The sequence below is a fragment of the Bacillus sp. B28 genome (assembly GCF_029536185.1).
Classification (GTDB): domain Bacteria; phylum Bacillota; class Bacilli; order Bacillales; family Bacillaceae; genus Bacillus; species Bacillus halotolerans.
On record NZ_CP120511.1, the window covers coordinates 2,189,761 to 2,212,273 of the forward strand.

Below are 22,513 nucleotides of genomic sequence, written 5' to 3' on the forward strand. Positions count from 1 at the left end.
TTCCAGGGGGCTTCATTTTTTAAAAAACACCTAATACATGTAAAAATACAATAATGATTGCAACAGGTGAAAGATAACGTATCAGCAGAAGCCAAACCGCGAACCACTTTCGCTTGAGGTTTGAGCCGCTTTTCAGCTCGTTAAACAAATCCTCTTTCGGTATTTTTAACGGTACAAAGATAGAAATCAATAACGCTCCTAACGGCATTAAAATATTGCTGACCAGAAAATCAGCTGCGTCAAAAATAGACATGTGAAAAATGGTAACATCACTTAAAACCCCGTATGATAACGCAGACGGTACGCCGACCAGAAAGATAGCAATCCCGCCGATCCAAGCAAATCGTTTTCTTTTACTAACATCGCCTTTAGAAAGCACAGCGACCAAAATTTCAAGCATTGAAAAGGCAGAGGTCAGTGCCGCAAATAAAAATAGAATTAAAAATGCTAATAAAAAGACAATTCCGAACGGCATTTGATTAAACACAGTCGGCAGCACATTAAATAACAGAACAGGCCCTTGATCCGGTTTGAGACCGAATGAAAAAACAGCTGGAAAGATCGCGATGCCCGCCATAATGGCGACAAGGACATTTAAAACCGTAACAGATACAGCAGACTGAACCAGATTTTCTTGTTTCTCTAGATAAGCACTATACGTTACCATTACAGATACACCGACACTTAATAAGAAGAAGGACTGGCCCATCGCATATAATATCGTATTGGCGTCAATCGCAGAGATATCAGGTGTCAGGAAAAACTTAATACCTTCTATCGCTCCATGAAGTGTAACTGAACGCACCATTAAAATGATAAATAATATAAAAAGCGCCGGCATTAAAATTTGGCTTGCTTTTTCAATTCCGCTGCTTACACCTTTTGCGACAACCAAAATTGTGACCAGCATAAACAGCAGCTGGCCTCCTACAGCCAAATAAGGATTTGAAATAGTATTCGCAAACAGCGTATTAAATCCTGACGTATGCGATAAACCGCCGGTAAAGCCTTTAAAAATGTAATTTAAAATCCATCCGCCGACGACGCTGTAGAATGATAACAGAATAAAGCACGTCGCCATGCCCAAATAGCCTATCCAATGCCACTTAGACCCTGGAGCAAGAGATTTATAGGATTGGACGGCATCTTGCTGTGTTTTTCTGCCTATGATGAATTCACCGAGCAATAATGGCAGTCCGATTAAAATTGTAAATAAAATAAAAATAAATAAAAACGCGCCTCCTCCGCTGGTGCCTGCTACATATGGGAATTTCCATATTGCACCGAGACCGATAGCCGATCCAGCCGCAGCTAAAATAAAGCCCAGCTTCGAAGACCATTGATTAGCTTCCTTCACCCTATCACTCCTATTTTCCAAAACAGCTTAAAGGTTCATTGTAAGAATATCTACCTATATAGTCAAGAATATTTTGATTAGTTTACATAATATATTTATCATCTATTTCCATAGATATATCAGAATACAGTCAATCTATCAATATTGAATTATTCAGAAAATTAATTATAATAGGGGAATACCAAAAAATCTGTAAGGATTTCTGCTGGAGTTCTTGATCAGTGTATGAGGAGTGTTTTTATGGAAAACATCAGAAAGATAAGTCATTTCGCGGGACAAACCTTCGGAATCTGGGTCATTGTTTTTGCCGTGCTCGGATTTTCTTTCCCGTCATTATTTTCTTGGATCAGTTCTTATATTACGATTTTTCTTGGCATTATTATGTTTGGAATGGGGCTAACACTGCAAACCGATGATTTTAAAGAGCTGATCAGAAAACCTTTGTATGTCATTATCGGAGTGATCGCCCAATATACGATTATGCCGCTTGTTGCTTTCAGCTTAGCCTATGGCCTGCATCTTCCCTCGGAAATCGCGGTAGGCGTTATTCTCGTTGGCTGCTGTCCCGGTGGAACTGCCTCTAATGTCATGACATTTTTAGCAAAAGGCAATACGGCCCTGTCTGTTGCTGTCACTACGATTTCCACCTTGTTGGCACCTGTTTTGACGCCGGTTTTGATTATGCTGTTTGCCAAGGAATGGCTGCCTGTCTCACCTGGCTCGTTATTTATTTCGATTTTGCAGGCTGTATTGATTCCAATCATTGCAGGCCTAGTCGTCAAAATATTTTTCAAAAAACAGGTCGCAAAAGCCGTTCATGCCCTGCCGCTTGTTTCAGTCATCGGTATCGTTGCCATTGTGTCAGCTGTTGTAAGCGGCAACCGGGAAAACCTGCTTCAATCAGGTTTGCTTATTTTTTCAGTAGTCATCCTGCATAACGGGTTTGGATATTTACTGGGATTTCTTTGTGCAAAGCTGTTAAAAATGGATTATTCGTCTCAAAAAGCAATTGCAATTGAAGTCGGCATGCAAAACTCAGGGCTTGGCGCAGCACTTGCCACGGCACATTTTTCACCGCTATCTGCTGTTCCGAGCGCGATTTTCAGTGTATGGCACAACCTTTCGGGCTCCCTGCTCGCTACATATTGGTCTAAAAAAGGTAAGAATCCAAAAGAAGATTCAAACAGCACAGAACTGTCTCTTTAACATTCTATTGTATATAAAAAGGTACATCACGTTTATCCGTGATGTACCTTTTTAATTTTATCCCTCTAACAAAAGCTGTTCAGGATCTTCTAGTAAGTTTTTAATTGTGACAAGGAATCCAACTGCTTCTTTACCATCTACGATCCGGTGATCATAAGATAATGCAATATACATCATCGGACGGTTTTCGAAACGCTCTTCATCAATTGCGACAGGGCGCAGCTGAATCTTATGCATACCCAGGATACCAACTTGAGGGCTGTTTAAAATCGGTGTCGACATGAGTGAACCGAAAGTCCCTCCGTTTGTAATGGTAAATGAGCCTCCTTGCAACTCACCAAGGGTCAATTTATTGCTTCTCGCTTTTTTCGCAAGCTCGCCGATTTCTTTTTCAATGCCTGCAAATGTCAGGCGGTCTGCATCACGTACAACTGGAACGACAAGTCCTTCCTCAGCTGCGACAGCGATTCCGATATCATAGAATTTTTTAACAATCAGCTCATCGCCTTGAATTTCTGCATTCAAGAGCGGATATTTTTTCAAAGCCGCTACAACAGCTTTTGTAAAGAAAGACATAAAGCCGAGCTTCACTTCATTTTGCTCAAAGAATTGGTCTTTGCGGCGTTTTCTAAGATTCATAACAGCCGTCATGTCAACTTCATTAAATGTAGTCAGCATCGCAGATGTTTGCTGTACTTCGACTAGACGTTTTGCGATTGTCTGTCTGCGGCGTGACATTTTTTGCACTTCAACAGGCTTTTCAAAGCTTTGCTGAGTTTTTTGAGCCTGCGGCTGTTGTTTTTGCTGAGGAGCTGGTTTCGCCGCCGGTTTTTCATACGCCTCAACATCCTGTTTGCGCACTCTTCCAAGCGGGTCGCCAGTCGGAACCTGAGACAGGTCAATCCCTTTCTCTCTCGCCAGCTTACGGGCAGAAGGAGATGCGATTGTTCTTGATTTTGCTTCAGTTTGCGTTTCCTGGCTCACTTCTTGCGCCGCTGGTTCAGCTTGCTTTTCTTCTTTTTCACTTTCTTTGCTTTCAGCCTTCTCTGAAGGAGCAGGGGCAGAACTTTCACCCGCGCCTTCTGTAATGGTACCGATAATTTCTCCAACTTGGACGGTATCACCCGAATCTTTCAATACCTCTTGAAGAACACCCGATTCTTCTGCTGTCAATTCAACATTTACTTTATCCGTTTCAAGTTCAAGCAGATATTCACCCTGTTCTACATAATCACCGGGCTGCTTTAACCATTGGGCTATTGTTCCTTCTGAGATTGATTCTGCTAATTCAGGTACCTTAATTTCCGCCATTTTTTCATTTCCCCCTTAGTTTTTGCGAGTCAAGCTATCAGATACAATACGTTCCTGTTCTTTTTTATGAACTGTCGGATCTCCCTCTGCAGGACTGGATCGTCTTCTTCGTCCAATATATTGAACGCTTACTCCTTCTGGTGCAAGTTCTGTCAAATAAGGGCTGATGTAGCTCCAAGCCCCCATGTTCTGCGGCTCTTCCTGAACCCAAACGATTTCTTTAAGGTTCGGAAGCTTTGCAAATAATTCTTTGACTCCTTTTGCAGGGAATGGATACAGCTGTTCAATTCTCGCAATGTGAAGCCACTCTTTCCCGTCTTCTAACTTGTTGAAATGATCGCTGATGTCTATAGATACTTTACCGCTGGATAATACGAGCCGCGTTACTTTTTCATACTCATGAGAAAGTCCTGACTGTTCGTAAACAGGCTGGAAGCGGCTTTCGCTGAGCTCCTGCACTTCAGAAACGGTATTCGGATTGCGCAGAAGGCTCTTCGGCGTCATGATGACGAGCGGACGAATTTCCTCACGCAGCAGCATTTTAGCCTGTCTTCTTAATATATGAAAATATTGAGCGGCGCTTGTCAGGTTGGCAACCGTCCAGTTATTCTCAGCAGCTAGCTGCAGGAACCGCTCGATTCTACCGCTTGAATGCTCAGGGCCCTGTCCCTCATAACCGTGCGGCAGCAGCATCACTAATCCGGATTTTTGGCCCCATTTTGCTCGTCCGGCAGAAATAAATTGGTCAAAGTACACTTGAGCAGCATTGGCAAAATCCCCATACTGCGCTTCCCAAAGGACAAGTGTTTCAGGTGAATACACATTATAGCCGTATTCAAAACCGAGTACAGATCCCTCAGACAGCGGGCTGTTATGAACGGCAAATGATGTGTCACAATCTGACAAATGGTGCAGCGGCACAAATTCCTTGCCTGTCTCACTGTCGTGAAGCACAAGGTTTCTTTGGGCAAACGTTCCGCGCTCAGAATCCTGTCCTGTTAATCGAATCGGTGTTCCGTCTTTCAGAATGGAAGCAAACGCGAGAGATTCAGCCAATGACCATTCCACTTTTCTGTCATCATCAAACGCTTTGGCCCGTCTTTCCAAAATGCGTTTTAGCTTACCGAATACATTAAACGACTCCGGCCAATTGACCAGTTCGCCATTCAGCTTGCGGAGCACATCAAAATCAATAGATGTATTTACATCCGGAAAGCCGTTTGAAACAGGTTCCGGAAGTTCTATTTCACTGGCGATATGTTCCTTTTTAGCCGGCACTTTTTGATAAGCGTCTTCTATGCGTTTCGTTACCGACTTTTCAATGTTTTGAACAACTTCCTCGGTTAGCACCCCTTCTTTAACGAGCTTTTCCGCGAAAATATGTTTGACAGTCCGATGCTTTCTTACAGCGTCATACAGCATCGGCTGAGTAGTTGACGGCTCATCCATTTCGTTGTGTCCATAGCGTCTGTACCCGATCAAGTCAATCAGAAAGTCCTTGTTGAATGTTTTTCGGTATTCTACCGCAAACTTAACAGCTGAAAGACAGGCTTCAGGATCGTCCGCATTTACGTGAACAATCGGAATTTCATAGCCCTTCGCCAGGTCACTGGCATAGTTTGTTGATCTTGATTCAGCGCTTTCTGTTGTGAATCCGATCATGTTATTGGCGATAATATGAATCGCACCGCCGACTTGATACCCTTTTAAAGAGCTTAAATTCAATGTTTCAGCTACAATTCCTTCCCCCGGGAACGCAGCGTCTCCATGAATTAAAATCGCAAGTGATTTTGTTTCATCCTGAACCGGATATCCGCTTTGTGTTCTTGTTTCCTGCGCCGCTCTTGTGCTGCCTTCAACAATCGGATTGATAAATTCCAAGTGGCTCGGGTTATTCGCCAGCGTAATGCGCGCTGACTTCGTTTCAGCGTCATGAAGCTCACGGTTCGCTCCCAGATGATATTTGACATCCCCCGTCCATCCGTAGCTGATGCCGATTGATCCTTCAGACGGGACAAGATCTTTGTTCGGCGCGTGCTGGAATTCTGAGAAGATGATTTCATACGGTTTGCCCAGCACATGTGCCAGCACATTCAGGCGGCCCCTGTGCGCCATACCGATGTTGACGCTCGTTGTACCTGATTTGACAGATTGTGCAATAATGTCATCAAGCACTGGAACGAGAGCGTCCAGACCCTCAATTGAAAAACGCTTCTGCCCGACGAAGGTCCGATGTAAAAATTGCTCGAATCCCTCTACTTCCATCAGTCTCTCCAGCACAGCTGACAGCTTTTCGGCTGAGTTCTTTTGGAACAATTCACCGGATTCAATCTTTTGAGTCAGCCATTCGCGCTCTTTAAAGTCGTGTACATGATCAAATTCAAATGAGATGGTTCTTTTATACGTATTTCGTAAATATTGAATGGCTTCTAAACCGTTCGTAATGTTTGTAGGAGCGTCTTTACAAATGACCGACGCAGGTATTTCTTTTATTTCCTCTTCTGTTAGCCCGTAATCGGATAATGGAAAGAGCTCGCTCTTTTTCCCATCCTTTCTGAGCGGATTGACGGAAGCGTTCAAATGGCCATAGGTTCGTATATCTTCTGCAAGTCTGATTGCTGATGCGATCTTTTGTATCAGATCGGCTGTAACACGTCCCTTTTCTTTTGTTCCCGATGCCTCTTTTATATCGCTTGGAGGAGCTCCGAGTTCGTCGAACATTTCCTTCAGATCCGGATCAATGCTGTTCGGATCCTGGGTGTACTGATCGTAAAGCTCCAGGGCATAACCGAGGTTCGGACCGTAAAAATCTTCCCAATTCATTCGTTGTTTCATATTATTTTGAAACATTTGAATATTACCCCCAACCTAGATAATCAAGTGATTTATTCACTATCTTAAAATAACTTTCGAACGCTGTGTCCAAAATTATGTAATAAAAACGCTTCCAACGATATTTTACCACTGTTTGCAATTTGATTCTACCTTGATTGTTCACAAAATAGTAAAAAACCTTTATAAAAAACAAAAAATTTAATCATTTAAAAAAAGAAACGCCAAAAAGCATAGAATAAAGGGTTATCCTATGCTTTTATGGAGCAGTTTTTTAAGAAGCGGATACAGTACATCCGGAAGCTGATCGACATCCGGGACAAATATACTGAACTTCCCGTACATATCCTGTATCGTTTTCATTTGTGATTCTTCAATTTCCGAGTTGGAGAGAAAAACATTTATGACTTCTATTCCTCTTTTTCGAGCTTCGATAACCGCTTCACTTGTATCGACAATTCCATTTTGCTCATAACCAAATGCGGCCGGCTCTCCGTCAGAGAACACGATTAAGAATTTTTGCGCCTCGCTCCGCTGCAGCATTTTTTTCGTCATTTGCCTGATCGCATAGCCGTCACGGTTGTCTTCCTCAGGTTCAAGCTGCATAATCGCCGGTCCCGCCGCCTGTCTTAAGGATGACTGAAATGGAATTACCGTATTAAAATAGTTCGGCTGACTCGTTTCGGTCGCATCGTTTGTATCCTCCCAGAAACCGACAATTTGATGCGGGACTGCTACCGACTTCAGGGCTTCGTGAAACAATACGATTCCCCGCTTCGTTTCATCCATTTTGTCGAACATGCTTGCTGAACAGTCGACCAGCAATGTAAAAACAGCGTCAATTTCTGAAGAAGGCTCTTGTTTTTTGTAAAAAAGACGCGGATTCCGCTCCGTAAAATAACGGAGAAGCTTGTTGTTCAGACGGCCCGCGTGAAGTTCAGTCCTTGGCAGCGTTTTTTTGTGTTCAAGCGTTTTTTGAATCATCTGTTTCAAACGCTTCTGATACGATTCGATCGATTTTGCCTGCTGTTTATAAGAAAGCTCTTCATCTTGTGTTGCAGGCTGCGGTTCTTTATAAATCGCAAACGCGAATTTATTTTCCTTTCCGTCGGCAAGACCCGCACCGTTCGGCTGGTCTTTTTTGGACTCCAGCGCTTCCAGTTTGGAATAGTCTTTTCGTTTTGTCTGTCTGGCTGAACCTTGAACAGAGCCGAGGGCCTGGTCTCCATCGTCCCCTTCTCGAGAAGCATCTTTTCCTAAATCAGATTTTGCGCCGTGTTCAATATCAAATTGAAGGAAGCTTTTAGACGGCGCTTCTGTTTCACGGTGCCAAGTCGGCATTTCTTCATCGTGAATATCTTCATCGCCGTCTGACTTTTTCGGAAGCGTTATGTCATCGCTCAGCTTCGGCGCTTTTTTCTCTTCTTCAAATAACGGCTGCTCTGCAGCTTTTGCATAATCTAACTCAGGCAAAAAGAAGTAGGTATTCAGCATGTCTTTATCAAGCACCTCTTCAAGTCCGTCCATGATATCTTCGACAATTTTCAGAACGTGATGTGTAGAATCAGCTTCATACACACGCAAGAGCTGCTGTTCGATAAACGGACGCATCAGATCAATATCATCACGCATAGACGGGATGGCTTCCAGAGGCGATTCCGCAGTCAGCTTGACATACATGGCGCAAAAGAGCGCATCCGTAAAAATGCTTCGTTCTAAATTTAAAGTCAGCTGCGTGGAGAAATGTTTTCTGTACATGTCTTTTCGTTTTGCAAATACATGCTTTGTCCCAGGACGCTCGTGTTTGATACATTCTTCAATTCTGATGTCCTCAAGCAGCATAAACAGCTGTTTGGCAAAGCTTTTGTACGTAAGATTGTGCTGGATATAATCCAAAAGGCTCGCAAACTCTTGCAGCGAGCTGTATTTTGTTCCGACCGATCGAAGGTAGACATCGCTTTTGAGACCTGCTTCCATATCTTCAGCTGCTCTGTCCTTCCAAAAGTGGCTCATGTAGATTTTTTTTTCAAATGGGTTGTAGTAGGACTGAACGCCATACTCCACTTCCACTGCCTCACTTTTGGTGAGCGTTTTGGCCAAATCGGTCAGCATCATAAATAAAAACGAGTCAATTGTGCTGTCATTAAATTTGATAAATTTCATCGCACATCCCTCATTCAAACAGAGTTTCTGCGATATTTCGGACCGCCGCCTTTTCACGGTCATCGTCAAGCTTCTCTACAATTCCGCGTTCGATGGCGCGTAGCGGCGGAATATAAGCGGCTAAATCACACGTATCAATTAAAGCTCTGATGGATGCCGCTTCTTCAGACACCTGCCCGTTATTGGCCTGAACGATCAAATCAGAAGACAGCGTGATAAACCGGTCAATCAATTTCTCATCATGAAGAGCAGACTGAGACATGAGTACTTGTTTCAGCAGCTCGCCCTTAATATACGGCACATCAATGATGACAAAACGGTTTTTAAGCGCTTCATTCAGCGGAACGGTTCCGACGTAGCCTTCATTGATGGCAGCGATGACTCCAAACCCTTCTTTTGCCCGAACGACTTCTCCTGTAAACGGATTTGTCATCATTTTTCTGTAGTCCAATACACCGTTTAAGATGGGCAGGGTTTCCGGTTTTGCCATATTAATTTCATCTATATAAAGAAAGTGGCCTTCATTCATGGCCGTTGTCACAGGTCCCGAGACAAACTCGATCGTCGCCTGGCCAGATTGATTTTCAATGGTTTTATAGCCGACCAGCGCTTCAGCATCCAAATCAACTGAGCAGTTGACACTGTGCATTGGTTTATGAAAATAGCTGGACAATGTTTCTGCCAGCTTAGTTTTACCTGAGCCTGTAGGTCCTTTTAACAGGATATTTTTCCCCATCGCTAATGCGATAATGGCATCGAATAAAATGGCTTCATCCTCCGCCTCATAGCCTGATGTCCCGATAAGCGATTGAAATTCTGGAGAAATCGGCTGGCTTTTATATGATAAAAGCTTATTTTGTATATCTTCCGGCAATGTTAAGTGCTGCAATTGAGATGTCATAGACAGGTTTCCTTTCCTATTCGTATTCCATTAACGAGTATACTAAAAAAGCCCCTGTATGCTCAATACAAAAGGGCTCCCGCTATATTACTGTTTCTCGTTATTGCCAGAAAGCGCTCCGCAGACAATTCGCGCTCCTGAGTTTCCGCTCGGATTCGTCAAATAGTCGTCAGCCTGTTCATGAATAATAAACGCGCTGCCATCCTGGTCGAGAATATTCAATTTGCTTTCTTTTTGTAAAGAGGTTTCAGGCGCATTCATAATAACATCTACTTTCCCGTCTGCGCCGACTTCAAGATTCGGAAGATCTCCGGCATGATGTCCCATCGGATTATTGAAGCCGTGTTCTTTGTTCAGCGGATTAAAAGGTCCGCCCGCGGATTCAAAATCCGGTCTGACACATGATCCTTTTTCATAAATATGAAACCCGAGTGAAGCCCCAGGTGTCAGGCTGTGTGCTGAGATGTGGAAATCGAGCCCTTCGTCTTCTGACTCTTTTATTTCAATAAACCCGACTTTTTTGCCTTCTCTATTGACCAGCTGAATCTGATGACGAAACGCTGAGGTTTCTATTACCTTTTTTTCCGGTACCCGCCGCGGATGATCAGGAGGTGTTTCCTGATTGCATCCCGCAAGACCCAGTGCCGTCAGCACGATAAGGAGCAAGAAACGATTCATGCTGTCTCCCCCTTGTTTTTTCTAACAGTTTGGTCAATCATATTCCGATATAAACTAAAAAAAGCCTTTTAAAAGGCTTTTACATTAGGGCAGCAGGACGTCCTGCCCAAACGCCCCGTCTGTCTAATGTCGATGCTCAAAGTTTAAAAATAGCTTCGTGCTCCCAGGTAGCGCTGTTTCCAATACGAATTGCTGAGATTGGAAATGCCCACACCGTCGGAGCTTGCATGAATAAAATTGCCGCCGCCCAAGTAAATCCCCATGTGAGACGGTCCGGATTTATACGTCGTAAAGAAAACAAAGTCTCCGACTGACGGCTGGCTGACTTTTTGCATCACATTCCAGTACCCTGCCGTGCTCAGCCTTGAAATAGATGATACTTTATTAATGAGGTAATAAATATAACCGCTGCAATCGAAACCGGAAGGCGTATTTCCGCCCCAGCGATACGGAACACCGACATATTTTTTTGCCTCCGTTATCATTCTGTCAATCTTTGTTCCTATTTGAACGTTTGATCCTGGTTTGTCTTTCGGAACTGTCTTATTGGAATGATTTGATTTAGTCGTTCCTGAAATCGTGAGAACCTGTCCGATTCGCAGCACATCGCTAGACAAATTGTTTCTATCACGAATACTTTGCACAGTGACGCCCAGCTGATTCGCAATCTTCCATAACGAATCACCTGATTTCACTTTGTATGTAGTTGTTTTTGAAGAATTTGAGTTTGACGGCTTTTTGGAACCGCTGCTACCGCTATTGGATGAGCTGCCTTTTTTTATTTTCAATACTTGCTTAGGATAAAGTGTATCTGATGTTAAGCCATTTAAGGTTTTCAATTCGGCCACCGTCATATTTAAACTGTTTGCGATTTTCCACAGAGAATCACCAAGCTTTACAGTATATGTACCTTTTGATGAGCCTGCAGAAATTGAACCGTTGCTTTTTTTCTGCCCATTCGAACCATTTGAACTGCTTGTCCCTTTCATTTTCAGTTTTTGGCCGGGACGAATCAAATCACTGCTCAGGCTGTTTAAGCTTTTAAGCTCTGAAACACTCATTTTATGATTTTTGGCAATCATCCATAAGGAATCACCATATGCTACGGTGTATGTTGACGTTTTGCTTGAGTTTGATGGGGATGTTTTGCTTTTTTTGCTGCTTTCAGGAACTTTAAGGCTTTGGCCGACATAAAGCATTGACGATTTCAATTTGTTTTCTGATTTCAGTGCTGAAATACTCGTATGATACTGGCGCGAAAGTTTCCAAAGAGAGTCACCGCTTTTCACCTTTATCGTTTTTGCGTCCGCGGGTGCTGCTGCCATCGATGACCCAACAACAGCGGAAACAGCCAAGCCGGCTATGATCTTCTTTTTCATTCATTTAACCTCCTAAACTTTTTATGAGACAAACAGAAATAATTAGTATTCTGTTTCCAAAAATGGCACACATACGTTTTATCGTCACTTTTTTAGCGTTATAAACTAATTTATATAGATCGGCAGCAAATTCAGCTTCGTTCGACCTTAAACCTTTAGATAAACACCTAATACTTTACATAATTTGTATAGGTTTATCGAAAGTCTAAGGAACTATTTAAGCGGGGGTAAAATGATTGGTTTATGCTGATGAAAGAAGCAGATTTCCCTCCTTTCTTGTCTGTTTTTCTTTCAATTCTCTATCAAAGTGTCAAATCCCTTCTTCTGACTGCAACTCTGCCCAGCTTTCCGAAACAGTTAAAAGCCTGTCCATTACAAATGAACAGGCTGTATACACTATGCGTTAGCTGATTGAGTATTGTGTTTAACATATTCAAGAATGCTGTCGGCAGCTTTTTCAGCACCGCCTGCTGCTTTCAGTGACTGACCAATTGCTTTTGCTTTCTCAGCATAAACAGGATTGCTGATCACTTCTTGAATGGTTTCTTTCAGAAGGTTTTCAGACAACTGTTCTTTTTTCAGCACTTTCCCCGCACCTACTTGTTCCACCTGTTTTCCGACAGCGAATTGATCAGCTCCCATCGGAATGACAATGAGCGGTGTTTCAAAATACAAGCCTTCGCTTGTGCTGTTCATTCCGCCGTGGGTGACAAACAAACTGGCTCTTTTCAGAATTTCAAGCTGTGGCACATACGGGCGCACAATAAAATTGTGAGGAATATCGTTTAACTCACTTTGTTTAACATGTTTCCCAATGGACAGCACAACTTTTCCGTCAAAGTCTTTGCACACCTCGAGACATTGATTGAAAAACTCTTTTTGATTATTAAAAATAGTTCCCATAGAAATAAACAGCACGTTTTCATTGTCAATCTGATCGAATGGAAAGTCATTGCTTTTGGCTCTTTTTGCAATTGAAGGACCAACAAAAACATAATTTTCTCCGAATTGCTCAGCCATTGGCTGAAATTCTCTTGACGTAAAGACAATCGTCAAATCTCCATCGGACGAAAAAACGTCAAACTGCTTGGTAATGCCCGCTTGAAACTCGGCATTTAAGGTTTCTGCGAGCTGCTGATAGGATTCATAATAAGGTGAGTCTTCAAATGGTCTGCTATTGAAGGTGTCCATCATTTCCTTTAAAAAATCCTCATTCATCGCAAAGGTCGTACATAATGAAAATCTAGGCAGTTTCAGCAGATTGGCAATGATTTTACCGGTCAGGAAATGGTGATCATATATGACATAATCATATGATTCGTTTTTCACTTCATTATAAATATGGGTGGCGATGTCCTTACACCCTTTCAAAAAGGCGCATATCATTTCGGCAAAATCTCTTTCTTCATTACCAGTTGCGTTTTTTCCGAAATAATCTTCTCTAAAATCGTTATATTCACGAAATTCAATATCAAGCGCGGTGATTTTTTCTTCATATTCCTTTACTGCATAGTAAGTAATGTTCTCTCCTCGTGATTTCAGCTCCTTCATTACACCGATAGACGGATTAATATGGCCCTCTCCCGGAAAACCGATCATTAATACATTAGCCATGCGGCACACCCTTCCGTTAAAATTTATGTAATATTTTATACGGTACTATAAATACAAAATCAGGTAAAGTATTTAACTTTATTAATATTAATCCAATGTAACTTTTATACTAGGTTACATTTCCCGACTTTCTATTTCCAAGAAAAAAAGCATTCAGTATGGCATGAATGCTTTTAAAAAAGAGTTCAATTCCAGTCATTTTGTCTCATGAGACGAAAGCTGTTCGGGTCCTTTTGTTTATTTTTATGTTCTCGGTGAGATGAGCGGATATAACACACCGTCCTTCGCAAACGACATCTTGCCTGTTTCCTCAGAAACAACCAGCACAAGCGCATCTGTATATCCAGACATCCCCAAAGCCGCACGGTGCCTGGTCCCCAGATGAATATCCACTTCTTTTGTCGTCAGCGGGAGAACGTTTCCAGCTGAGACGAGTGTATGATCCCTCACTAATAAAGCGCCGTCATGAAGAGGGTTTCCCGGGAAAAAGATGCTTTCAATTAATGAAGCACTGATTTCTGCATGAAGCGATGTTCCTTTTTGAATAAATTTGTCAACCGGGTCTGTCCTTTCAATGACAATTAACGCGCCATGCTTATTTTCCGATAAATTTTTAATCGCCTTGGCCAGTTCCACAAATGACGGTGTAAATTGTTCAATATATGATTGCAAATAAAAAGATGAGGCAATGCCGTGCATATTCTGAAAAATACGTCCCAAGTCATCCAATTCACAAAGGAGGCATTGATCTTTTTCGTGTAACGTTTTCAAAATAAGAGAAGCATCCCCTAATATCTGTTCTAAATGCGATTGTATCTTTGCCGTGAATACACTTTCTGTCATCTGTTCGTAATGCATGGGCCTTCATCTCCTTTTCATATTTTCAACTTTGCACGCATGCTTATCTTATTGATGTACATTCTATTGGTAAAGGAGGTATGTAAAGAATGGAAATGGAAAGAATCATTCAATATATCTGCACCTTTTTAGGCGTTATTTCGCTTTCTTTTATTTATGCCCAAATGTTTAGAAAAACGAAACCGACAAAAAAAGAATAGGCCAGGCGTTCATTGCTTTTTATACATAAAATGTTATAATTTCTCTCGTTATGATAAAGAAACGGGGATCAATGTATGAAAGAAACCAAAAACGCCGGACAAAAGATAAGACAGCTTTTACACATTTTAATTCCGATTTTAATCACTCAGGCGGGGCTTTCTCTCATGACCTTTTTAGATACGGTGATGTCAGGGAAAGTCAGCGCCGCCGATTTAGCCGGTGTGGCCATTGGATCAAGTCTTTGGACGCCTGTCTATACTGGACTGGCAGGTATATTAATGGCTGTCACGCCGATTGTCGCTCAGCTATTAGGCGCTGATAAAACCAAACAAATTCCCTTTACTGTCTTACAGGCTGTGTATGTGGCCGCGCTTCTAAGCATCGCCGTTTTAGCGGTTGGATATGGAATAGTTGATCCTGTTCTGTCCCGGTTGAACCTTGAGGCACACGTATATGACATTGCTAAGCACTTTTTAGGGTTTTTATCTTTGGGGATTTTCCCTTTATTTGTTTACACCGTTTTGAGATCGTTCATTGACTCATTAGGAAAAACACGAGTGACCATGATGATTACACTATGTTCACTGCCGATTAATTTTGTGTTAAACTACGTATTTATTTTCGGAAAATTCGGCATGCCTGCCCTTGGCGGAGTCGGCGCCGGAATTGCATCAGCGCTTACGTATTGGTGCATCTGTATCATCAGTTTTATCATCATTCATAAAGCAGCGCCGTTTTCTGAATATGGCATTTTCCTTACCATGTATAAGTTCTCTTGGGAAGCGTGCAAAAATATGCTGAAAATCGGACTGCCCATCGGGTTTGCCGTGTTTTTTGAAACGAGCATCTTCGCGGCTGTCACTTTGCTGATGAGCCATTTCAATACAGTAACCATCGCGTCCCATCAGGCCGCCATGAACTTTGCGTCACTTTTATATATGCTGCCGCTCAGTGTGTCCATGGCTTTAACGATAGTTGTCGGGTTTGAGGCCGGAGCAGCTCGTTTTAAAGACGCTCGCTCTTACAGCTTTATCGGCATCATGATGGCAGTAGGCTTTTCTTTGTTAACAGCTGCCTGTATCCTTTTATTCAGAGAGCAAATCGCAGGTATGTACACCTCTGATCAGGATGTCCTCCGGCTAACGCAGCACTTTTTAATTTACGCGCTGTTTTTTCAGCTTTCCGATGCTGTGGCAGCACCTATTCAGGGCGCCCTCAGAGGATATAAAGATGTCAATTATACACTTGCAGCCGCTTTTATTTCTTATTGGGTTATCGGCCTTCCTGTCGGTTATGCGGTCGGCACGTTTACAGGACTTGGCGCGTTCGGTTATTGGATCGGGTTAATTGCAGGGCTAGCGGCAGGAGCAGTCGGGCTGTTTTTCAGGCTGGTTAAACTGCAGAAGCGTTATTTATTGAAACAGGAATTTTAAAAGAGGTGATATGATATGGCACAAAATCAGAAATTATATGAGTATCTGTCTCAGCATGCAGAAGAAATAAGTTCTACATGGTATGAAACAATCGAGGAAACTGACCCGAATTCAATCTATGCATCAACAGACCCGGCCGTCATTAAAAATTTAAAGAGCCAGAATCTTGCTTTCAATTATAAGATCAGCCGTATCTTTATAGATGAAGAAGAGATATACTTGCCCATTCTAAAAGCCTGGGCATTTGAAGTCACTCAGGATCAGGAGCATTTAAAAACGCCTATCCACTATATTATCCGTGAGTTTGTCAGAGTGAGAGACTTGTATATTTCCTATATGAAGGACTTTGTTCATATCAATCAGGATACCGTGAAAAACGAAGAAGCCGAGGATTTGTATCACACCCTTATTAAGGCGTTTGATCTTGTGATTCATATTTTTATAGAAGAAATGTACAAAAACACAAGCCTTCAGCTTCAAGCCCAAAAGGATATGATCACTGAATTGAGCGCCCCGGTAATCGTGCTGTTCCACAGTGTGGGACTGCTTCCGTTAATCGGTGATATTGATACCGTCCGCGCTAAATTGATCATGGAAAATACATTGAATCAATGTGCGAAAAAAAAGGTGACGCAGCTTTACATTGACTTGTCCGGAGTAGCGGTAATTGATACCATGGTTGCCCACCAGCTGTTCAGTCTGATTGAGGCGCTGCGTTTGATCGGCGTTTCATCCACATTGTCGGGGATCCGCCCCGAAATTGCGCAAACCGCGGTTCAGCTCGGTTTGTCATTTGAGGACATCTCACTGAGATCTACTCTTGCATCAGCGATTGCATCTGACTTGAAATTAAAAAAGGTATAAGGTCCCCTCAAGGGCCTTATACCTTCTTTTTTTTAATCATTCCATTGATATGTCCAGTACACTTCTTCTTCAAACCATGTTGCCATAACAGGTTCATTGTTTTTCAGTTTTTCCTCAAGCTCTCGGAGCATACCTTCCGTCTGGGTGCGATGAGCTCTTAACGCGTTCATTTTAATATCTGCCACTTCTTTGATATCAAGTACGACGTCTGCTTCGCCAAGCACCTCTTCCCTATTGCGTGTAATAGCCATGCATAGTGTGCGCGGACGGTCTTCTTTCTTTTTGCGGTACAATGCCCGGATGACCGCTTCCCCGCATGCATCATGGTCAGGGTGCACGCCATGTCCCGGATAAAATGTGACAATTAAGCTTGGTTTTACATCATCTATGATTTCTTCCATGATATCAGCTAAATATTCATCGTCTTCAAACTCAAGCGTTTTATCCCGAAGTCCGAGCATTCGCAGATCATTGATATCCATTTCTTTGCAGGCGTTGATAAGCTCTTGTTTTCTTAATAATGGCAAGGTTTCCCGATTGGCAAAAAATGGATCACCCATATTTCTGCCCATTTCGCCTAACGTAGCGCAAGCATATGTAACGGGCACATCTTTTTTTCTGTTTAAAGCAATCAGACCCGCCACACCGTATGATTCGTCATCAGGGTGAGGCAGGATTACAAGCACGTGTTCTTTCATTATTTTTTCACCCTTTTCTTTAAACTGTGAACGGTTTTTCACTGATTTGAAGTGAAATTGCCAGTTTTCCGCCCGGCAAGTGTCCTGCCATTAATAAGCGGTTTTCTTCATCCACTGTGTACTCAGTCAGGCCTTCAGCATAAATCCAGCCCTCTTCTGTTTTTAAGCCGACCCGGTAAGGCCCGCTCCCTTTGATTTTAGCTTGATGATAGGTTACCTTCGCATTGCGTATATAAGCAACAACCGTCATGTTTTTTTCATTTAAATGTGCCGAGTAAGAACCGGTTGTGGTTTCTAAATGGATATATACAGGGCGGTCCGCATATCGTTCTAAAGATGCTTGCACATCTTCTTTTATGATTGCTTTCATAATTGCTCCCCTCTTTCTTCTTTTAAATACTGTACGCGTTCTGTATGTAATTTGACCAGTTGATATTTGACAGCCGGTTCCAGCTGTGAATTCACAATGCGCTGTATAGCAGCGTAATATTTTTCCAGCATAGGTTTACGGAGTCTCGGATGTGTTCTCTTATCCAAAAGCTCAAGATCAATTGCCTCTGTAACCGCTTCTGCATCTTCGTTTGAGAAAGAGCGGCTGTTCCATAGCGAGGCGTATGCTTTTACTATTTCTATATCATTGTCCATCGTCCTGCTCCTTTATGTCTTACATACATGAAATGATTATACATAATATATACTCAAACTGAAAAGCCAAAGGCTCAATGGCTTTTTGATGCCCGTTTCCATTTCAGTTGTGAAAACGTAAACAAGACTAATGCAGCCCATATACAGGCAAAGGTAAATGCCTTCGAGCTTGAAAATGGCTCATGGTAAATGAACAGCCCGATCAGCAAGGTGATGGTCGGTGCAATATATTGCAATATACCGACTTGATACAGCGGCAGCCGCTTTGCCCCTTCAGCAAACAATAAGAGCGGCAGCGCGGTAAACACACCCGCAAAAAAGAGAAGCACCCATGCCCCGCCGCTTTCTGCACCCGCAGGCTGAATATGGCCGCTAAGCAGCAAATACCCCAATGCAATCGGCATAATCATGAATGTCTCCAGCGTTAAACCGATAGCGCTTGAAAGACTTGTTCTTTTTTTGGTAAATCCGTATAAGCCGAAGCTGAATGCTAGCAGCAGCGCGATGTACGGAATGGAGCCGTATTGAAGCGCAGAAATAATAACGCCGGCTGCCGCTATCGAAACTGCAACCAATTGAAGGCGATTCAGCTTTTCCTTTAAAAACAAAATGCCGAGAAGAACTGACACAAGCGGATTGATGTAGTAGCCAAGACTTGCTTCAAGCAGAAATCCATGATTGACAGCCCATATGTATACAAACCAGTTAACCGAAATGAGAATTGAAGCGAGAAATAAAGATAGTATGCCTCCGTTCTTTTTTAAAGACCGCAGCTCATGCCACCCCGTTTTCCATTGACGCAAGAAAAAAAGCACGATACACATAAAAACAAAAGACCAAATGATACGGTGAGCTAAAATATCAAGTGCCGGCAGCTGTTCAAGAAGCTTCCAATAAAGCGGAAACAGCCCCCACATCGTAAAGGAAACGGCTGTATAAAGAACGCCTTTTTTTGTTTCTGAATGATGCATATTTTGTCCCTGCCTTTCTTTAGAGCATCTTATATTATATCACGTGAAAGATCGAGCAGGCATATACTATTTTGTCCGTGAAGAAAGGTGTGACGAAGATGTTTGAGTGGAACAAGTACTTTCCTTTCCAAAATCAATTTTCCAAGGAAGCATTAAAAAAGGCCGATCCAAAAGAGGTTGAGCATTATGTAAACAGTGTAATGGAAAGTGTGTTCGGAAGTGATTACGCGGCTCAATTTCCATTTCGCGATCCTCTCCCGACTAAAGAAAAAACACAGCGCACCGAACCTGATATCGATATATTCGAAACAGCAGACCATGTGTTTGTAAAGGTTTCAGTAAATGAAAGCCAGCTGGAACAGCTCAAAATTAAACATACATCTCATACATTACTGATTGAACATTTCCCGGGTTTGACCCATCCTAAAAAAGTAAATCTTCCCTGTCTTGTCAAGCGGAAAGGAACGAAAGCCGTATATAAAGACGGCCATCTGGAAGTCATGTTTCATAAACAGCAGGACTACAATATGTCCGAGGTAGAAATTATGCGATAAAAAAACGGCCTGCACAGAAGCAGGCCGTTTTTGCTAATAGAAACCGGGATAACCTCCGCCATACGGTCCTCCGGGGCCGTATGGCGCACCTCCGTAACCGTAAGGAACAGGCGGATACGCATAGGGACGCGGATAATTAAAAAGAGCACTCCCAAGAAAACCGCCTAATAAACCGCCGACTAAAGGAGCGCCAAACAAAAAAGGGTTTCGTTCCGGGTATCCGGCCGCACCTGGGTTCCCGCGATAATACGAGTGTTGAGGGTACATGATTATTTCCTCCTTTATGTCTGCCTATATGTAAGATATTCATCCAGGAAGAAAAACGATTGGGCTATTGTTATATTGATTTTTACTGATAAAGCATTATTTACAAAAATAGTTCGGCCAATAAAAAACAGCCCAGTCCAGTCCTGTACCGAGAGGACCGTTGTGAGCAGCGTCCATGTGTGAAACGTTTCCTTCATGCTCAAGCCGTCAGAAATAACAAAATAAAAACCCCGGCAGCAATGATAAACATCGGCATGGCTAACCTCCATTTTCATGTTGTTTTTGACAATATCTCCGGATGTTTGTTAGAAAGCGTTTTCGTTTTTTGGTGAAATAGGATCTTCGTGGTGATATAATTGTCATCTTTTGATCAACTATTATTTCATGCTAATCTCCTAATCAATTACTGCCAATAATATTTATGATTTCATAGGCTGTCAGACAACAACGTAGTTATATATTGATCAATTATTGGTTATATGTTATGTTTTTATCTATCAATTGGCTTCAGATAACAAAACAATGTGATAACATGCTGATAAAATCAGTGTCACAAAAGGAGGAATTCAAATGCCATTATTACGTTTCGATCTGATAGAAGGCCGTGATCAAAAAGCATTACAATCGCTATTAGACACTGCTCATCAAGCGATGGTAGAAGCGTTTGGCGTACCGGAGAGTGACCGATATCAAATTGTGCACCAGCACCCCCCGAATGAGCTCGTGATTCACGATACCGGATTAGGATTTCATAGAAGCAAGGATTTGATCGTGATCAGCATTACAAGTAAAACAAGAACAAAGAGCCAAAAAGAGAAATTATATGCCTTGCTGGCAGAAAAACTAGAAGCAGAATGCGGTATTTCCCCGGAAGACCTAATGGTTTCCATTACGGAAAACGGTGATGCTGATTGGAGTTTCGGGCTCGGCGAGGCACAATTTTTGAATGGTAAGTTATAAGATGGTGAAACTTCTTCATCTGCTTTACACTTAGCAAATGTCCAGTCAATGAAATAAAAAAAGAGAGATCCTTATTCAAGACCTCTCTTTTTTTATTTCTTTTTCAAAAAAGCAGAAATAACCAGAATGAAAACAGCCAGCAAAACGAAATATAACGGTGTGATCCAGATTTGATGGATAGAATCAGGGTCTCCCTTTTTATAACCAGTTTCGATGCCTATGTAATTCCAATGAAAGCTGACAGGGTTTTGATCGTATATATAAAATTCAGGCAGATAGAGTTCCGGTTTGCTGATTTGAACAACAAGATAAATGATGATTCCCATTAACAACAGGATAGCTATTAGTAACTTTTTCACGGAAGGACCCTTTCCTATTTTTGTATGTTGACATCATCCTAACATCTCTTTTTATATATGTAAAATAAAAGCTGATTCATAACATGGCTCCTAAAATAAAAAGTCATGTAAACGGTATGACCCACTTACATGACTTTCTCACTGAAACAAACCCTTTCTGCGGATGCTCTGTTACTTTCCATTATTTCTCTTCTTCGCACACTGTAACACCAGGCTCACAAAATTGATCGGCCCACGCTTGCATTTCTTGAAATACGGCTTGCAGCGCGGTTCCTTTTTCAGTCAGCGTATAGATCACTTTTACCGGTGTCTCGGGTAGAACCCGGCGTTCAACAATTTCGTTTTGCTCTAGCTCTTTAAGGCGCTCTGCCAGCATTTTTTGGCTGATCATCGGTATGGTTTCCGTTATCTCTTTAAATCGTTTCGGCCCATCCATTAGTACATGGATGATCAGACCGTTCCATCGTTTTCCCAGCAATGAGAAAGCTGACTCCATTTTAGGGCACATTGTATTTCCCACTAGTCTTCATCCCTTCATCTATTGTTTGACAAGTATTCACTGATCCATTAAAATTATCTTTCAAGTTACATTTAGTAAGCTTCTAACTTTTCTATTATCATACCACGTTTACCCGAAGGAGGAAACATTATGACTGATACTCTGGACATTTTGCAAGCACGGGCATCTGTTAAGGAATATGATACGAATGCCCCGATCTCTAAAGAGGAACTGACTGATCTTTTGGAGCTCGCCACTAAAGCGCCTTCTGCATGGAATCTGCAGCACTGGCATTTTACAGTTTTCCACAGCGATGAATCAAAAGCGGCTCTTCTGCCTGTAGCATATAATCAAAAACAAATTGTTGAATCTTCTGCTGTTGTTGCCATTTTAGGCGATCTAAAAGCGAATGAAAACGGTGAAGACGTTTACGCTGAACTGGCAAACCAAGGTTTCATTACGGATGAAATCAAACAAACGCTTCTTGGCCAAATTAACGGTGCTTACCAAAGTGAACAGTTCGCACGCGATTCCGCTTTCTTAAATGCTTCATTGGCTGCTATGCAGCTTATGATTGCCGCAAAAGCGAAAGGTTATGACACCTGCGCAATCGGAGGATTTAATAAGGAGCAGTTCCAAAAGGAATTTGATATCAGCGAGCGCTATGTTCCGGTGATGCTTATTTCTATCGGGAAAGCAGTGAAACCTGCACATCAAAGCAACCGCTTGCCTCTATCAAAAGTATCAACTTGGCTGTAAATCT

At 42.3% G+C, this 22,513-nt stretch carries 22 protein-coding genes and 1 pseudogene; 6 read left to right on the forward strand and 17 right to left on the reverse strand.

Features of this window, described 5'->3' with window-relative positions; translation table 11 throughout:
* Nucleotides 1-19: 19 nt before the first annotated feature.
* Entirely contained in the window at nucleotides 20-1,357 is a 1,338-nt protein-coding gene (locus P3L57_RS10520) for a sodium-dependent transporter (protein ID WP_044155549.1), read from the reverse strand.
* 240 nt (nucleotides 1,358-1,597) lie between these two features.
* Between P3L57_RS10520 and P3L57_RS10525 the strand changes: the two genes are divergently transcribed.
* Complete coding sequence (locus P3L57_RS10525) at nucleotides 1,598-2,563, forward strand: bile acid:sodium symporter family transporter (protein WP_059336570.1); 966 nt, start codon at nucleotides 1,598-1,600, stop codon at nucleotides 2,561-2,563.
* Nucleotides 2,564-2,620: 57 nt separating this feature from the next.
* Here the strand turns inward: P3L57_RS10525 and odhB are convergent, their stop codons facing one another.
* The 8 genes from odhB to cdaS form a co-directional block, all read right to left on the reverse strand.
* Nucleotides 2,621-3,874 (reverse strand): 2-oxoglutarate dehydrogenase complex dihydrolipoyllysine-residue succinyltransferase, encoded by a 1,254-nt coding sequence (gene odhB, locus P3L57_RS10530; RefSeq protein WP_059352495.1) that lies wholly within the window; start codon nucleotides 3,872-3,874, stop codon nucleotides 2,621-2,623.
* A 15-nt stretch (nucleotides 3,875-3,889) separates the two neighbouring features.
* Entirely contained in the window at nucleotides 3,890-6,724 is a 2,835-nt protein-coding gene (gene sucA / locus P3L57_RS10535) for a 2-oxoglutarate dehydrogenase E1 component (RefSeq protein ID WP_069487351.1), read from the reverse strand.
* 228 nt (nucleotides 6,725-6,952) lie between these two features.
* Nucleotides 6,953-8,869 (reverse strand): vWA domain-containing protein, encoded by a 1,917-nt coding sequence (locus tag P3L57_RS10540; protein ID WP_069487350.1) that lies wholly within the window; start codon nucleotides 8,867-8,869, stop codon nucleotides 6,953-6,955.
* Between the two features lie 10 nt (nucleotides 8,870-8,879).
* A complete protein-coding gene (locus P3L57_RS10545) occupies nucleotides 8,880-9,770 on the reverse strand; it encodes an AAA family ATPase (RefSeq protein ID WP_010334584.1) in 891 nt (296 codons plus the stop codon).
* 87 nt (nucleotides 9,771-9,857) lie between these two features.
* Nucleotides 9,858-10,448, reverse strand: a complete 591-nt coding sequence (locus P3L57_RS10550) for a superoxide dismutase family protein (RefSeq protein WP_069487349.1) — start codon at nucleotides 10,446-10,448, stop codon at nucleotides 9,858-9,860.
* A gap of 143 nt (nucleotides 10,449-10,591) precedes the next feature.
* Nucleotides 10,592-11,827 (reverse strand): C40 family peptidase, encoded by a 1,236-nt coding sequence (locus tag P3L57_RS10555; RefSeq protein ID WP_069487348.1) that lies wholly within the window; start codon nucleotides 11,825-11,827, stop codon nucleotides 10,592-10,594.
* A gap of 396 nt (nucleotides 11,828-12,223) precedes the next feature.
* A complete protein-coding gene (locus P3L57_RS10560; RefSeq protein WP_069487347.1) occupies nucleotides 12,224-13,441 on the reverse strand; it encodes a macrolide family glycosyltransferase in 1,218 nt (405 codons plus the stop codon).
* 243 nt (nucleotides 13,442-13,684) lie between these two features.
* Complete coding sequence (cdaS, locus tag P3L57_RS10565; protein ID WP_069487346.1) at nucleotides 13,685-14,299, reverse strand: sporulation-specific diadenylate cyclase CdaS; 615 nt, start codon at nucleotides 14,297-14,299, stop codon at nucleotides 13,685-13,687.
* Between the two features lie 275 nt (nucleotides 14,300-14,574).
* Between cdaS and P3L57_RS10570 the strand changes: the two genes are divergently transcribed.
* Both P3L57_RS10570 and rsbRC read left to right on the forward strand, forming a co-directional pair.
* Nucleotides 14,575-15,933: an MATE family efflux transporter gene (locus P3L57_RS10570; RefSeq protein WP_069487345.1), complete on the forward strand. Its 1,359-nt coding sequence runs from the start codon at nucleotides 14,575-14,577 to the stop codon at nucleotides 15,931-15,933.
* Between the two features lie 15 nt (nucleotides 15,934-15,948).
* Nucleotides 15,949-16,797, forward strand: a complete 849-nt coding sequence (rsbRC, locus tag P3L57_RS10575) for an RsbT co-antagonist RsbRC (protein ID WP_069487344.1) — start codon at nucleotides 15,949-15,951, stop codon at nucleotides 16,795-16,797.
* A 32-nt stretch (nucleotides 16,798-16,829) separates the two neighbouring features.
* Here the strand turns inward: rsbRC and bshB2 are convergent, their stop codons facing one another.
* From bshB2 to rarD, 4 genes are all read right to left on the reverse strand, one after another.
* The gene (bshB2, locus tag P3L57_RS10580) at nucleotides 16,830-17,495 is read right to left on the reverse strand and encodes a bacillithiol biosynthesis deacetylase BshB2 (protein ID WP_024121739.1); all 666 of its coding nucleotides are present in this window, start codon (nucleotides 17,493-17,495) and stop codon (nucleotides 16,830-16,832) included.
* A 19-nt stretch (nucleotides 17,496-17,514) separates the two neighbouring features.
* Complete coding sequence (locus P3L57_RS10585; protein ID WP_010334594.1) at nucleotides 17,515-17,865, reverse strand: YojF family protein; 351 nt, start codon at nucleotides 17,863-17,865, stop codon at nucleotides 17,515-17,517.
* A complete protein-coding gene (locus P3L57_RS10590; RefSeq protein ID WP_044155530.1) occupies nucleotides 17,862-18,140 on the reverse strand; it encodes a hypothetical protein in 279 nt (92 codons plus the stop codon). The genes P3L57_RS10585 and P3L57_RS10590 overlap by 4 nt, the downstream gene beginning before the upstream one ends.
* Nucleotides 18,141-18,214: 74 nt before the next feature.
* The gene (rarD, locus tag P3L57_RS10595) at nucleotides 18,215-19,111 is read right to left on the reverse strand and encodes an EamA family transporter RarD (RefSeq protein ID WP_264797779.1); all 897 of its coding nucleotides are present in this window, start codon (nucleotides 19,109-19,111) and stop codon (nucleotides 18,215-18,217) included.
* A gap of 98 nt (nucleotides 19,112-19,209) precedes the next feature.
* Between rarD and P3L57_RS10600 the strand changes: the two genes are divergently transcribed.
* Nucleotides 19,210-19,665 carry an Hsp20/alpha crystallin family protein gene (locus tag P3L57_RS10600; protein ID WP_059293281.1) on the forward strand — a complete coding sequence of 152 codons (456 nt, stop codon included), beginning with the start codon at nucleotides 19,210-19,212 and terminating at the stop codon, nucleotides 19,663-19,665.
* Nucleotides 19,666-19,698: 33 nt separating this feature from the next.
* Here P3L57_RS10600 and P3L57_RS10605 read toward each other — a convergent pair whose 3' ends face one another.
* Nucleotides 19,699-19,932 carry a hypothetical protein gene (locus tag P3L57_RS10605; protein ID WP_059293282.1) on the reverse strand — a complete coding sequence of 78 codons (234 nt, stop codon included), beginning with the start codon at nucleotides 19,930-19,932 and terminating at the stop codon, nucleotides 19,699-19,701.
* Between the two features lie 100 nt (nucleotides 19,933-20,032).
* Nucleotides 20,033-20,138 (reverse strand): annotated as a pseudogene (locus P3L57_RS10610) (transporter); the annotation flags it as partial.
* A 364-nt stretch (nucleotides 20,139-20,502) separates the two neighbouring features.
* On the opposite strand from P3L57_RS10610, the gene P3L57_RS10615 reads away from it, so the two are divergent.
* Entirely contained in the window at nucleotides 20,503-20,892 is a 390-nt protein-coding gene (locus P3L57_RS10615) for a tautomerase family protein (protein ID WP_059336578.1), read from the forward strand.
* 92 nt (nucleotides 20,893-20,984) lie between these two features.
* On the opposite strand, the gene P3L57_RS10620 is transcribed toward P3L57_RS10615, so the two are convergent.
* Together P3L57_RS10620 and yodB are read right to left on the reverse strand one after the other, a co-directional pair.
* Nucleotides 20,985-21,251: a hypothetical protein gene (locus tag P3L57_RS10620; RefSeq protein ID WP_044155522.1), complete on the reverse strand. Its 267-nt coding sequence runs from the start codon at nucleotides 21,249-21,251 to the stop codon at nucleotides 20,985-20,987.
* 181 nt (nucleotides 21,252-21,432) lie between these two features.
* Nucleotides 21,433-21,771, reverse strand: coding sequence for a transcriptional regulator YodB (gene yodB, locus P3L57_RS10625; RefSeq protein ID WP_024121748.1), 339 nt, complete (start codon nucleotides 21,769-21,771; stop codon nucleotides 21,433-21,435).
* A 129-nt stretch (nucleotides 21,772-21,900) separates the two neighbouring features.
* Between yodB and P3L57_RS10630 the strand changes: the two genes are divergently transcribed.
* Complete coding sequence (locus tag P3L57_RS10630; RefSeq protein ID WP_024121749.1) at nucleotides 21,901-22,509, forward strand: nitroreductase family protein; 609 nt, start codon at nucleotides 21,901-21,903, stop codon at nucleotides 22,507-22,509.
* The last annotated feature ends 4 nt before the right edge of the window (nucleotides 22,510-22,513 follow it).